Consider the following 12,162-nt stretch of genomic DNA (forward strand, 5'->3'; position numbering starts at 1 on the left):
GCTCAACCGGCCTTTCGTCGGGCCAGGAACATCCGTTCCAGCGGTATCCGCACCATGTTGTCCAGCGCCCCGGTGAACAGGATCACCAGCGCCTGAATGACCACGATCATGTCGCGCGTGATGGCCGGAATCTCGAACTCCAACTCGGCACCGCCCTGCACAAGCGCGCCAAACAGCAGCGCCGCCAGGAAAACGCCGACCGGGTGCGACCGGCCCATCAGCGCCACGGCGATGCCGATGAATCCGGCCCCCTGAACGGCGTCGATCACCAGACGCTCGGCCTCGCCCATGACGGCATTGATCGCCATCAGCCCGGCCAACCCGCCCGAAATCAGCATCGCGATCATGGTGATCTTGAACGAAGAAATCCCGGCATAAGTCGCCGCTTCTTCAGAATGCCCGAACGAGCGGATTTCATAGCCAAGTCGCGTGCGCCAGATCAGCAGCCAGACCCCGAAACAGGCAAGCAGGGCCAGAATGAAGGCAATGTTCAGCGGCGCGCGGCAGACGCGCTCCAGCGGGCGGCCTTCACATGCCAGACCCAGCGTGCGCAAGAAATCGGCGATCCTGGGCAGGTTGGAACCTTCGTTGAAGGCCGAGGATTCAGGCGACATCTGACCCGGCGCTTTCAGGACCTCAACAATCACATAGGCCAGCAAGGCGGCGGCAATGAAGTTGAACATGATCGTGGTAATCACGATGTGACTGCCACGTCTGGCCTGCAGGTACGCGGGAACCGCGGCCCAGCCTGCGCCGAATATCGCGCCTGCGGCAACGGCTACGGGCAGGGCCAGCGCCCAATGCGGCCAGGGGATCATCAGGCACACCAAGGCCACACCCAGCCCGCCGATCGCGGCCTGACCTTCGCCGCCGATGTTGAACATGCGGGCGTGGAACGCAATCGCCACGGCCAGACCCGTAAAGATGAAATTAGTGGCGTAATAAAGCGTATAGCCCCACGCATACGCCGACCCGATCGACCCTTCGATCAGGATCGACACGGCGCGGAACGGATCTTCGCCGATATACAAAACCACCAGCCCGGACACGAAGAAGGCCAGAATCAGACTGATCAGCGGCGTCAGGAACACGTCGGCCCAGCGTGGCATCTTATCCATTACGCGCCCTCCGTCACGCCGGCCATCAACAGGCCAAGCTTCTTTTCGTCGGTTTCGCCGGGCAGGCGTTCGCCCATGATCTGCCCGTCGAACATCACCGCGATCCGGTCTGACAGACTCATGATTTCATCCAGTTCAACGCTGACCAACAGGATCGCCTTGCCCTGATCGCGCAGCGCGACAATCTGTTTGTGAATGAACTCGATGGCGCCGATGTCCACACCGCGCGTCGGCTGACCGATCAACAGCAGATCTGGGTTCCGCTCAATCTCGCGCGCGAGGACGATTTTCTGCTGGTTCCCGCCCGAGAAGTTCTTGGCCGCCAGCTTTGGGTCCGGCGGGCGCACGTCGAAACGCTCCATCTTGGCCTCGGTCTCGGCGCGCAACGCGGCGTTGTCCATCAGCCAGGCATTCTTCTGATAAGCGACGTCATCGTGATAGCCGAAGGCCACATTTTCCCAGGCTGCGAAATCCATGATCAATCCGCGCCGCTGGCGATCCTCGGGCACATGCGCAATCCCGCGATCCCGCCGCGATTTCCCGTCCGAGTACTTACCCGTCAGGTCAATCGCCTCTCCGTTCAGTTCCACCGTTCCGGTGCCGTGATCGATCCCGCCCAGCACGTCCAGCAATTCCGATTGCCCGTTCCCGGCCACGCCTGCGATGCCCAGGATTTCCCCGGCCCGGACGGACAACGACACATCCTTCAGCCGTTTCACCCCGGCCTCATCCGTGACGTTGAGGTTCTTGACCTCCAGCACCGTCTTGCCCGGCGACGCAGGTTTTTTGTCCACCCGCAACAGCACCTTGCGACCGACCATCAGTTCGGCCAGTTCTTCCGGGCTTGTTTCAGAGGTTTTGACCGTCGCCGTCATCTCTCCTCGGCGCATCACGCTGACGGTGTCGGTGACGTCCATAATCTCGCGCAGCTTGTGGGTGATCAGGATGATGGTTTTCCCCTCGGCCTTAAGGTTGTCGAGGATACGGAAAAGGTGATCCGCCTCGGCCGGGGTCAGCACGCCGGTGGGTTCATCCAGGATCAGGATATCAGCCTGCCGATACAGCGCTTTCAGGATCTCGACCCGCTGTTGCATGCCCACACCGAGGTCTTCGATCAGCGCATCAGGGTCGACGTTCAGTTCGTATTCTTTTGCCAGCTCTGTCAGAAGCTTGCGTGCCTTGGCCAGCGAGGGGCGCAGCAACGCGCCATCCTCGGCCCCCAGCACGACGTTTTCCAGAACTGTGAAATTTTCGACCAGTTTGAAGTGCTGGAACACCATCCCGATACCGGCGCGGATCGCGGCCTGGCTGTCGGGGATATCGGTCTTGTTGCCGTTGATGAAAATCTCACCCTTATCGGCCTTGTAAAACCCATAGAGGATCGACATCAGCGTGGATTTCCCGGCGCCGTTTTCGCCGATAATGCCGTGGATCGTGCCCGGCATAACGCGAATCGCGATGTCCTTGTTGGCCTGTACCGGCCCGAACGCCTTCGAAATACCCTTCAGCTCGATCGCCGGGGCTTTTCCGCTGGATGGGACGGCCTGTTCGGGTCGCCCCTGTGTTGTTGTATCGGTCATATCCGCTTACATGACCGGGCAGCTGCCATCGGTGGTGTAATCATGGACCATGATCTCGCCAGCGATGATTTTGGCGCGCGCTTCATCAACCGCAGCCTTCATGTCATCCGTGATCAGCGCGGCGTTATGCTCATCCACTGCATAGCCAACGCCTTCAGCTTCCAGGTCCAGTGTGATCACGCCCGTCTCGAACGTCCCATCATTAAAGGTCTGGAACGCGTTATAGACTGCATTGTCCACGCGCTTTTCCATCGACGTCAGGACCGAGCCGGGGTGCAGATAGTTCTGGTTGCTGTCCACGCCGATTGACAGGATGCCTTCGTCGGCGGCTGCCTGCAGAACGCCGACGCCGGTGCCGCCAGCGGCAGCAAACACAACATCAGACCCCTGGCTGATCTGCGCCTTGGTCAATTCCCCACCTTTAACCGGGTCATTCCAGGCTGCCGGGGTGGTGCCGGTCATGTTTTGGATAACGGTGATGTCCGGATTCACAGCCTTCACGCCCTGGGTATACCCGCATGCGAACTTGCTGATCAGCGGAACGTCCATGCCGCCGACAAAGCTGACGGTGTTCGACTTGGACGCCATCGCCGCCATCATGCCGACAAGATAGCTGCCTTGGTGTTCGGCAAAGCTGATCTGCTGCACGTTTTCAAGGTCCAGCCAGTTCACGTCAACAATCGCAAAGCTGGTGTCGGGGTAATCCGGGGCCACCTTTTCCAGGGTCGAGGCATTGGCAAAGCCCAGAACCACAACCGGGTTTGCGCCACGTTCTGCCATGCGGCGCATGTTCTGCTCGCGCTGGGCGTCGTTCTGCAACTCGGTCTCAAGATAGGTGCCGCCGGTGTCTTCGACCCAGCGCTGCGCACCGTTATAGGCGCTTTCGTTGAAGGATTTGTCGAATTTGCCGCCAAGGTCGATGATCAACCCCGGCTCGGCCAGTGCGGCGGTCGCCGAAATGGCCAGGGTCGCCGTGGCGCCAAGGAATTTGGTCATAAGGGTCATAGGAAGTCTCCCAGTTGGTTTCTTTTGGGCGCATTGGGTCTGCGGACAGCAGCCAGACGCCAGCATCCCCGGATAAGGCCAGCGTGGGACAGGGCGGTCAATAGCTTTCTGAGGGTTATCCACAGCCCTCAGCCTGGCTGGGCATCCTGACGAGGCGTCAAATCGCGCCGCATAACGATCGCGTCAATGGCTGCGCCGTCATTCTCGTAATATCCCGCACGTCGCCCGACTTCGACCCAGCCGCACCCAAGGTAAAGTGCGATTGCCGCCGTGTTGTCATGTGCAACTTCAAGGAAAGCCGCCGTTGCACCCCGGTCCCGGGCTGTCGCGTGAAACGCGTTCAGCGCCTTGCGGGCCAGACCCCTGCGGCGGAAATCCGGGTCTGTCGCAAGCGTCAGCAACTCAGCCTCATCAGCCGCAAGTCGACCCAGCGCGAAGCAGGTGGCATCGCCGATCAGAAACACACCCGGCGCCTGCAGAAGGGCGCTGAATTCATCGGTGCTCCATGGCCGTGTCGCCATCGCGCGCTTGTGGGTCAGGGCAAGCGCGGCGGCGGTCATCCGGCCAATGTCGGCGCGCCATGGCGCGACGGTGCCGCATCCGGCGCCCGCAAATAAAGCGGCGCGGGCCGCACCCACGGAACCACGTCGCGCGTCGCTGCAATACGCGCAATCGCGGAGGCGGGCGCATAAGCCGCCGGGCGCTGTACCCCGCCCAGCGCCACGATCCGCTCAGCCGAACAATTGCCCAGACAGGTCACTCCGCTTGAGTGAAACTGATCCAGATCCTCGGCCGCGAACAGCCCCGGCTTACTCGGTCCGACACCCCCAAACCCCTGCAGGTAAAGGTGATCGCGGCGCGCGTCGATCATCGCGATGCGGGCACCATCGGTGCCGAACGCAAGCGCGTCCAGCAGCGTCACGCCAATCGCCGGAATACCCAGCCCAAGGGCCAGCCCGCGCGCCGCTGAAACCGAGATCCGAATGCCGGTGAAATTGCCGGGCCCAATCCCAACCCCAATCCGCGTCAGATCACGCCAGGACGCGCCGCCCTGCGCCAGAACCTCGTCCAGCATCGGGATCAGCCGCTCGGCCTGACCCTTGGCCATATCCTCGTAAAGCGCACCGACACATTCGCCATCCACCAGCAACGCCGCGCCGCAATGGGCCAGCGAGGTATCAAACCCCAGCGTCAGCGCGGCTTTGGCCATGCCTCAGGCCGCGACGGGGCGCACTTCGACAACTTCGGGGATATAATGACGCAGCAGATTCTCGATCCCCATCTTCAGCGTCAGCGTTGACGAGGGGCAACCAGCGCAGGCGCCCTGCATGTGCAGATAGACGACGCCACGGTCAAACCCGTGGAAAGTGATGTCGCCACCGTCCTGCGCGACCGCGGGGCGCACCCGCGTGTCCAGCAGGGATTTGATCTGGTTCACGATCTCGCTGTCCGGCCCATCATGGCTGGCATGCCCACCAGCGCCGTCGTCACCTTCGACAACCGGCGCGCTGGACTGAAAATGCTCCATGATCGCGCCCAGGATCGCGGGTTTCACATGATCCCATTCCGTCGCCTCATCCTTGGTGACGGTCACAAAATCATTGCCGAAAAACACGCCCGTGACGCCCCCAACGGCAAAAATCCGCGCCGCCAACGGGGATTTTGCGCCCGATTCCGGCGTCGGAAAATCCGCCGTCCCAGCCTCCAACACAGTACGGCCCGGCAGGAATTTCAACGTTGCGGGATTCGGAGTGGATTCGGTCTGGATAAACATCGGCGCACCGCCTTTCTAAGCAGGCATCATAGATGCGCTTGGGAACGCGGGAAGTCAAGTTTTGGAACGATTCTAAAACTGTCACTTTTTTGGTCAATCAAGCCGAAAAACCAAACCCAATTGTCTTTTCGCCAAATATACTCCGGGGGTCTGGGGGCTGGCCCCCAGCCACGGCCTGCGATCACAACCCCGTCCCGCACCAATAAAGTTTCAGTGACATTCAATCGGCACGATTGCGTCTTCAACGCCTTCGGGCAAACCATCCTCAACCAGAAACGGGGCGGCGCGGCGGGCAGGGAACAGAACGTCTGCATCCTCCAGAAACCCCATCATGGCATCGGGCGGCACTGCAAAGTTCATGTTCTGCGGCAGCGTTCCGGTCGCCCCCAGTACCGTCAACTCATCCAGCCGCGACACGACCACGCCCAACACCTCGCCGCGCTTGTTCAGGACCGGCCCGCCGGAATTGCCCGGCTGGATCGGGGCCGAGATCATCAGCCGTGATTCATCGGGCAAAATACCATCCAGCGCGCTGACATTGCCCCCGGTCACGGTCAACCGGCTGCTCAGAATACCGGCATAGGGAAAGCCCAGCGCGAACACCCGCTCACCCAGTCTTGCGTCCGGCAAACCGCCCAGAACCAGCCAGGACGGGGATGGTGCGCCACTGGCCAGCAAAGCCAGATCCAGCGCCTCGTTCATCACGGTGACCCGCAAAGGCGCACCACTGGCCGGCGAGACCCGCCCGCAATCGGCCACCACATGCGCTGCAGTCAGAATATCGGTGCTATTCACGTAGAACCCGGTGCCGATGCCGCTGGGCGTGGCGCCGCGGGCGGCGTTCGCTGTTGTCGGACCCTTTGCCGCCTCGGCCGCGATGTCCGCTTCCGAGGGTTCATCCGGTGCGATCAGTGCAGCCAGCCGGCCTTGCGGATCCACGCGAATGATCGGTGGCTCTCCGCGCGCGAAACTTGCCGCCATCAGCGACAGGCGGGCGCGGTGCACCGGCTCGGCCGAGATGATGCTGGTCACCCAACCTGCGTCCCCCTTGTCGGAACGCGCAAAGACATGCCGCCCCGTGGCCGTATCAATCGCCGTGACCACTTGGTCCGGTGTGCTGCGCCGAAAGGCCGGCCCCTCACCTACATGTCGCGAGGCTAACCGCGCGTGGATCGAGGTCATGCGGTCCATTGGCCCGAACCGCACCGAAAACCCAAACGCCCCGTCGACGCTTTCAAAGTCGATCTCGCTGGCTTCTTCCACCGGTTCAATCAGGGCGAATGGCATCAGGTGCGAATGTCCCGCGCCATCAAAATGGACGGTTTCCCAACTGTTGGCGCGCCGCTCATCTTCGAGCGCGGCAAGGATGGTGTGCAAATTTTCCGGGCCGGGAACAGCGCCATCGCGAGTGCGCGCCGCATAGGCGACCAGCGCCGATTGTGAGGCCGCATCCCAGTCCCCGTTGACCGCGCCCTGATAGTCACCGCTGAACGTCAGGGCCGCCTGCAAGGTGCGCCGTTCGGGTTCCGACAGGATTGAGGCGTCAAACGCAATCGTCGCATTCGGGGTGTCCACAGCGGCAGGCGCGGGTGCCTCTACCGTGTCGTCGTTGCTGGATTGGGCGCGTGCGTCCGCAGCGGCCACAGCCGCCAGAAAGAATACGCCAAACGCCAGGATGCGCTTCATCGCAGAAGCCTTTTTATGTGTCAGCGCGCAACGGGCAGCCCCCGGAACGCTCCGTGGAAAACCCCGTCGGATCGTGGCGAACCTATCGCAGCGACTTCGGCGGGTTCAATCGTCGCCCGGCGCATTTCTGATCAGCTGTGTCGTCCCGGTCGACACCCCGCGTCAGGTCACCGCCTCCAGTCGTTCCTTGGACAGCTCGCCAGGAACAATCGTCACCGGTACAGGTAGCGAGCCTGAGGATCGCGAAAGCTGTGTAACCAGCGGGCCGGGGCCGTTTTTCTCGGTGCCCGCACCCAGGACAAGGACGCCGATTTCCGGGTCATCGCGCACCTGGGCCAGGATCTCGGGCACTGGTTCGCCTTCACGGATCACCAGTTCGGGGTCGACCCCCAGGCGGTCGCGCATCCACTTGGCGAAGACCTCGAAATGCGCGTGAATCCGCTCACGCGCTTCTTCGCGCATGATCTCTCCGACGCCGATCCAGTGGTTGAATTCTTCGGGCGGAATCACGGCCAGAACCTCGACCCCGCCGCCGGTGTTGGCGGCGCGCATCGCGGCGAACCGCATCGCGTTCAGGCATTCGCGGCTGTCGTCAAGTACGACCAGAAACTTGCGCATGAAATGATCCTTTTGCCAACGTCGCCGGATGATGACCCAGCGGCGCGGACCTGTCCACCCGCCTCAGGCGCTATGTGCCCAATCCCGGCACATCGCTGGCCCCAGCTGACAATGAGGCCCATCGAATTCGGCCACCGGCGTGACCTTAGGGATGTTGCCGGACAGGAAGACCGCGTCCGCGGCGCGGAAATCCTGAAATGGCAACGTTGTTTGCGGTACGGTCGTGCCATTTGCGGTGAGATTTGAAATGTGGCGCGTCCACATCATCCAGAGCCGCAGCACACCACCGGAGTTATTTCGCCGAAACGATGATCCACTATGGACAGTTCGCGGATCGCGATACTAAGCCTGCGACCAGATTTCTGGGACAAGAGGCAGCCATATGTTGAAACCATTTCTTTTATCCACGTCCGTTTTCGCCCTGGTCGGCGCCACGCCAGTCGCCGCCGATGGCGTGCTGAGCCTGGGTTTGACATTCGCATTCGGCGCGGGCGGCGGAACGGCTGCATCGGTAGGTGTCTGGTCGAACGACGAATCCGGTGAAGGCGCGGTCGGACTGACCGGCAATTACTACTTCAGCACAAACCAGTTCGGCGTCGGCGCGAATGTCGGTGTCGTCCAGGACGACTTCATTGGCAGTGTCGGCTATGACTTCATGCAGCAGGCCCCGACGGTTGGCCTGCATGTGATCGACGGTGCGTCGGATCCGGCCCCGATGTCGCCACAGCAATCTCCTCCGCCATCGCCGCCATCTCCTCCTACGTCTCCTATCCAGTCGCCTCAGAATTAAAGAAATCCGGTCGTCTCTGATCGGGGTCGTTTCCATGCCAAAGCCGGTAGGCAGGGCGCATTGATTCTGATCCAGTCGTTAAGAAACGCATAGGATTCCCTTGGCCGAACCGGAAGAGTCCCCAGTCGACGTGCCCGAGCTGAAGGCGTTTCGCCTTCGGCCCGACCCGTCGCCCATGGTGCCCGCCGAACCGCGTCGCAAGTGGATGGACGCAACGGACCAGAGGTTCGCCTATCGCTGCATCCCGATGCCGGTTGCAAACGCAACAGGTTGGGAACTTCTGTCGCCGGCGGAATTCAAGGTCAGCTGGACCGGCGGCAATGATCTGGATGCGCTGAAAATCACCGCCACGAAAGACGAAAACTCGGATCTGGTTGCCAGCTTTACCTCATCGCATTTCGGGTACGGCATCCTGACGTTCAGCCCGGGCTATCTGTTCCGCACCTCACCGGGTTGGGCGTTGTGGGTGCGCGGCTCTCCGAACCAGGCCTATTCGATCCTGCAACCGCTGGAAGGCATCGTCGAAACCGACTGGCTTCCGTTCACCTTCACGATGAACTGGCGCTTTGCCTATCCGGGCGAAATCCGTATCCCGAAGGGGGAACGCCTGTGTTTCATTACGCCAATCGCCCATTCGGTCGTCGGAGAGATTGAGCCGCGCATTCTGGACATTGAGGATGACCCGGATCTTGCCAAGCGTTTCGCAACCTGGCGCGACAGTCGGCTGAACTTCAATGCAGGCCTGAAGGCGAATGACCCCGCTGCGATCAAAAAAGGCTGGGAAAAACGCTATGTCAAAGGCGATACGCTTGGGGCAGCGGCGCCCGATTTTCACATCAACAAGCGGCGCATGAAAAAACCAAAAGGACCGGGGGCATAACCGTGCCCCGACCGGGGTCAGGACCGCCGCGTCCAATCTGATGCCGGGGTACGGTAAAGTCCCCGGCATTGTGTCCGCTTTAGCACCGCAACTCTGCCAGGCGCGATTGCGCCAAACGGTGGTTTTCCCGGGCGCGCCGACCGCTGCTTTCCAACGCGGCAAGGCCGTTTTCATAGGCCGCCTTCGCATCGCTACAACGGCCCAGAGCGCCATATAAAAAACCGCGTTCGACGTTGATGTCGATCGCTAAATGGTGGTTCGCAGGCAGGAACCTGTCTGCCAGGGATTGCGCTGTTTCAAAGTGGCCAACAGCGTCCGCTGGCGCACCGTCACGCCAGTGCGATGCCCCAATAATCTGGTGGCTCTGCACCAGTGCGAAACCAGTGTTTCGGTTCTCATCAAGCGTTGCGATAATCCGTTCGGCGATTTCACGTGATTTCTGCGTATCAATCGACAAAAATGCACCGGCCATGTTCGCTTCGTTTTCATAGGCGCGCAGGCTGTCCGGCCCTTCAAGATCCCGATAGATGCGCGTGGCTTGCTCAAAAATCCCCACACGGCGCTGATGATCCTGAAGCCCCCAGTAAACGCTGCCGAAATGGTTCAGCAACTGCGCGTGTTCCTCGCTCGCATCCCCGATTTTCTTGATCGTGAAGTCCTGAAGCGCAAGAAACGCGACCTCGGCTTCGGCATATTGTTCGCTATCGCGCAGCAGCATTGCCGCCTCCAGTCGTTCACGGAATTCGCCCAAGGCTGCCTGATGGATTCTGCGCCGCTCGCCGGACAATATCGTCGAGTGTTGCAGCACCGTGTCAATCCGAACCGCCGCGTTTTCCGACAGACCGACCTTGCGGTAGTGCAGGGCAATGACCCGGTCTGTCCCGAGCATGAAAACAGGCGCGCCACTTGATCCGCCTGCCGTGTCGCAAATGTGGAAGACGTCAACCTCGGTCGTGGTGTTTGCGCGGCAATTGCCGCCTGCGCTGACAACAGCCGGGAATCCGCCGGGATGATGCACGATAACCAGCGAAGCATTGGCCACCGGCGGCGCCTGGGACAAGGTGATCGTCCCCCAGCCATCCGCAGACTGGCCCGGTGCAAGCCGCAGCAGCGCATAATCAGGCGCGCCCACCGCCCCGGGAGAGCCGACTTCGGCAGGCGTGGTGACGTTGACGTCGAATGTCTCGGTCCCGGCGGGGTTGCTGGCGCGCAGATACCCCATCTGCAGCATGGCCCGCCGCGCTGTCGGCGCACCGTCGCCATCGACCACACAATGGGCGTTGGTCAAAATCAGATCGCGGCGCACCAAAGCAGCCGTGCAATAGGCCGAGCGGCCAGAGTTAAGCTCGATCGCCAGCCGCCCGATCGGCAGCGCCAGTTTGCGGAAATAATCGGTTTCATTGAACGCCGACAGCGGCGCGGTCTCATCCGAGCCGATGACCTGTTCAAGATCCGAAGCCTCGAACGCCGGGGGATCAAACGCACCAATATCACCAGTGAATTCAATCATTTGCGCCGAAACAGGCGCGGCAATCATGGACAGAAGGAACGAAAAAAGCAGTAAACAATTGCGGCGCATGAGCACCCCTCCGACAAGGCGGCAGATCAGCCCATGCTGACGCTTGCCGAGAGTCGTTTCAAGCCCCGACCATCCCCACAATCTCATACGTCTGTTTCAGGATCGGCGCGGTGATTTCGCGCGCACGCACGGCGCTGCGGGCCAGAATCGCGTCGATTTCATCGGGCTGTTCCATCAGGCGGGCCATCTCGGCGCTGATCGGCGACAGTTTGGCAACCGCCAGATCGGCCAGCATTGGTTTGAACTCGCTGAACTGCTTGCCGCCAACCTCGGCCAGGACGGCGTCCACCTCCATATCCGCGAAGGCGGCGTAGATGTTGATCAGATTCGCAGCCTCGGCGCGCCCCTCAAGGCCCTTTGCCTCGGACGGAAGGGCGTCAGGGTCGGTCCGCGCCTTGCGGATCTTCTGTGCAATTGCGTCTTCGCTGTCGGTCATGTTGATCCGGCTCATGTCCGAAGGATCGCTTTTCGACATCTTCTTTGACCCGTCGCGCAGGCTCATCACCCGAGTCGCGGCACCTTTGATCACCGGCTCGGTGATCGGGAAGAAATCGACGCCGAAGTCGTTGTTGAACTTGGCGGCGATGTCGCGGGTCAGCTCAAGATGCTGCTTCTGATCTTCGCCCACCGGCACATGGGTGGCGTGATAGATCAGGATGTCTGCGGCCATCAGGGCAGGGTAGGCGAACAGGCCAACACTTGCGTTTTCCCGGTTCTTGCCCGCCTTGTCCTTGAACTGCGTCATCCGGTTCAGCCAGCCCATGCGCGCCACGCAGTTGAACACCCAGGCCAGTTGCGCGTGTTCGGGCACCTGGCTCTGATTGATCAGAATGGATTTTTCCGGGTCGATGCCCGAGGCGATGAAACCGGCACACAGCTCCCGCGTCGCACGGGTCAGCGTGGCGGGGTCTTGCCAGACGGTGATCGCGTGCAGGTCGACCATGCAATACACCGTCTCATGGCTGCCGGTGTCCTGCATCTGAACAAAGCGCTTCATCGCGCCCAGATAATTGCCCAGCGTCAATCCGCCCGAGGGCTGAATGCCGGAAAAGACGCGCGGGGTGAAGTTGGCGGACATTGGAGGCTCCGATTGGCTGGCGTTTACTGCCCGGCTCGCTTAGCCATGGCGCAG

The 12,162-nt window shown here is 61.3% G+C and carries 12 protein-coding genes; 2 read left to right on the forward strand and 10 right to left on the reverse strand.

From position 1 onward, the window contains the following. Nucleotides 1-2 precede the first annotated feature (2 nt). The 8 genes from GKR99_10205 to GKR99_10240 form a co-directional block, all read right to left on the reverse strand. On the reverse strand, nucleotides 3-1,118 hold the full coding sequence (locus GKR99_10205; GenBank protein NKB27894.1) for an ABC transporter permease: 1,116 nt from the start codon (nucleotides 1,116-1,118) through the stop codon (nucleotides 3-5). Continuing rightward, a complete protein-coding gene (locus GKR99_10210; protein ID NKB27895.1) occupies nucleotides 1,118-2,698 on the reverse strand; it encodes an ATP-binding cassette domain-containing protein in 1,581 nt (526 codons plus the stop codon). The genes GKR99_10205 and GKR99_10210 overlap by 1 nt, the downstream gene beginning before the upstream one ends. A gap of 6 nt (nucleotides 2,699-2,704) precedes the next feature. Then, entirely contained in the window at nucleotides 2,705-3,703 is a 999-nt protein-coding gene (locus GKR99_10215) for a BMP family ABC transporter substrate-binding protein (protein NKB27896.1), read from the reverse strand. A gap of 128 nt (nucleotides 3,704-3,831) precedes the next feature. Next, on the reverse strand, nucleotides 3,832-4,263 hold the full coding sequence (locus GKR99_10220; protein ID NKB27897.1) for a GNAT family N-acetyltransferase: 432 nt from the start codon (nucleotides 4,261-4,263) through the stop codon (nucleotides 3,832-3,834). Next, complete coding sequence (gene tsaB, locus GKR99_10225) at nucleotides 4,260-4,913, reverse strand: tRNA (adenosine(37)-N6)-threonylcarbamoyltransferase complex dimerization subunit type 1 TsaB (protein NKB27898.1); 654 nt, start codon at nucleotides 4,911-4,913, stop codon at nucleotides 4,260-4,262. The genes GKR99_10220 and tsaB overlap by 4 nt, the downstream gene beginning before the upstream one ends. Nucleotides 4,914-4,916: 3 nt before the next feature. Then, complete coding sequence (locus tag GKR99_10230; GenBank protein NKB27899.1) at nucleotides 4,917-5,477, reverse strand: NifU family protein; 561 nt, start codon at nucleotides 5,475-5,477, stop codon at nucleotides 4,917-4,919. 210 nt (nucleotides 5,478-5,687) lie between these two features. Further along, nucleotides 5,688-7,163, reverse strand: a complete 1,476-nt coding sequence (locus GKR99_10235) for a hypothetical protein (GenBank protein ID NKB27900.1) — start codon at nucleotides 7,161-7,163, stop codon at nucleotides 5,688-5,690. A gap of 162 nt (nucleotides 7,164-7,325) precedes the next feature. Further along, nucleotides 7,326-7,781: a universal stress protein gene (locus tag GKR99_10240; protein ID NKB27901.1), complete on the reverse strand. Its 456-nt coding sequence runs from the start codon at nucleotides 7,779-7,781 to the stop codon at nucleotides 7,326-7,328. Between the two features lie 382 nt (nucleotides 7,782-8,163). On the opposite strand from GKR99_10240, the gene GKR99_10245 reads away from it, so the two are divergent. Continuing rightward, the gene (locus GKR99_10245; GenBank protein ID NKB27902.1) at nucleotides 8,164-8,571 is read left to right on the forward strand and encodes a hypothetical protein; all 408 of its coding nucleotides are present in this window, start codon (nucleotides 8,164-8,166) and stop codon (nucleotides 8,569-8,571) included. A gap of 100 nt (nucleotides 8,572-8,671) precedes the next feature. Beyond that, on the forward strand, nucleotides 8,672-9,451 hold the full coding sequence (locus GKR99_10250; protein NKB27903.1) for a hypothetical protein: 780 nt from the start codon (nucleotides 8,672-8,674) through the stop codon (nucleotides 9,449-9,451). A 79-nt stretch (nucleotides 9,452-9,530) separates the two neighbouring features. On the opposite strand, the gene GKR99_10255 is transcribed toward GKR99_10250, so the two are convergent. Together GKR99_10255 and trpS are read right to left on the reverse strand one after the other, a co-directional pair. Continuing rightward, nucleotides 9,531-11,117, reverse strand: a complete 1,587-nt coding sequence (locus tag GKR99_10255; protein ID NKB27904.1) for a trypsin-like serine protease — start codon at nucleotides 11,115-11,117, stop codon at nucleotides 9,531-9,533. Next, nucleotides 11,089-12,108: a tryptophan--tRNA ligase gene (gene trpS, locus GKR99_10260; protein ID NKB27905.1), complete on the reverse strand. Its 1,020-nt coding sequence runs from the start codon at nucleotides 12,106-12,108 to the stop codon at nucleotides 11,089-11,091. Before trpS ends, GKR99_10255 begins: the two co-directional genes overlap by 29 nt. Nucleotides 12,109-12,162 lie beyond the last annotated feature (54 nt).

This window comes from Paracoccaceae bacterium, assembly GCA_012103375.1.
Taxonomy (GTDB): domain Bacteria; phylum Pseudomonadota; class Alphaproteobacteria; order Rhodobacterales; family Rhodobacteraceae; genus WLWX01.

Bases quoted from the DNA above. Each gene is read 5' to 3' on its own strand.
- GKR99_10205 (NKB27894.1), bottom strand. From the start codon at position 1,118: ATGGATAAGATGCCACGCTGGGCCGACGTGTTCCTGACGCCGCTGATC.
- GKR99_10210 (NKB27895.1), bottom strand. From the start codon at position 2,698: ATGACCGATACAACAACACAGGGGCGACCCGAACAGGCCGTCCCATCC.
- GKR99_10215 (NKB27896.1), bottom strand. From the start codon at position 3,703: ATGACCCTTATGACCAAATTCCTTGGCGCCACGGCGACCCTGGCCATT.
- GKR99_10220 (NKB27897.1), bottom strand. From the start codon at position 4,263: ATGACCGCCGCCGCGCTTGCCCTGACCCACAAGCGCGCGATGGCGACA.
- tsaB (NKB27898.1), bottom strand. From the start codon at position 4,913: ATGGCCAAAGCCGCGCTGACGCTGGGGTTTGATACCTCGCTGGCCCAT.
- GKR99_10230 (NKB27899.1), bottom strand. From the start codon at position 5,477: ATGTTTATCCAGACCGAATCCACTCCGAATCCCGCAACGTTGAAATTC.
- GKR99_10235 (NKB27900.1), bottom strand. From the start codon at position 7,163: ATGAAGCGCATCCTGGCGTTTGGCGTATTCTTTCTGGCGGCTGTGGCC.
- GKR99_10240 (NKB27901.1), bottom strand. From the start codon at position 7,781: ATGCGCAAGTTTCTGGTCGTACTTGACGACAGCCGCGAATGCCTGAAC.
- GKR99_10245 (NKB27902.1), top strand. From the start codon at position 8,164: ATGTTGAAACCATTTCTTTTATCCACGTCCGTTTTCGCCCTGGTCGGC.
- GKR99_10255 (NKB27904.1), bottom strand. From the start codon at position 11,117: ATGAGATTGTGGGGATGGTCGGGGCTTGAAACGACTCTCGGCAAGCGT.
- trpS (NKB27905.1), bottom strand. From the start codon at position 12,108: ATGTCCGCCAACTTCACCCCGCGCGTCTTTTCCGGCATTCAGCCCTCG.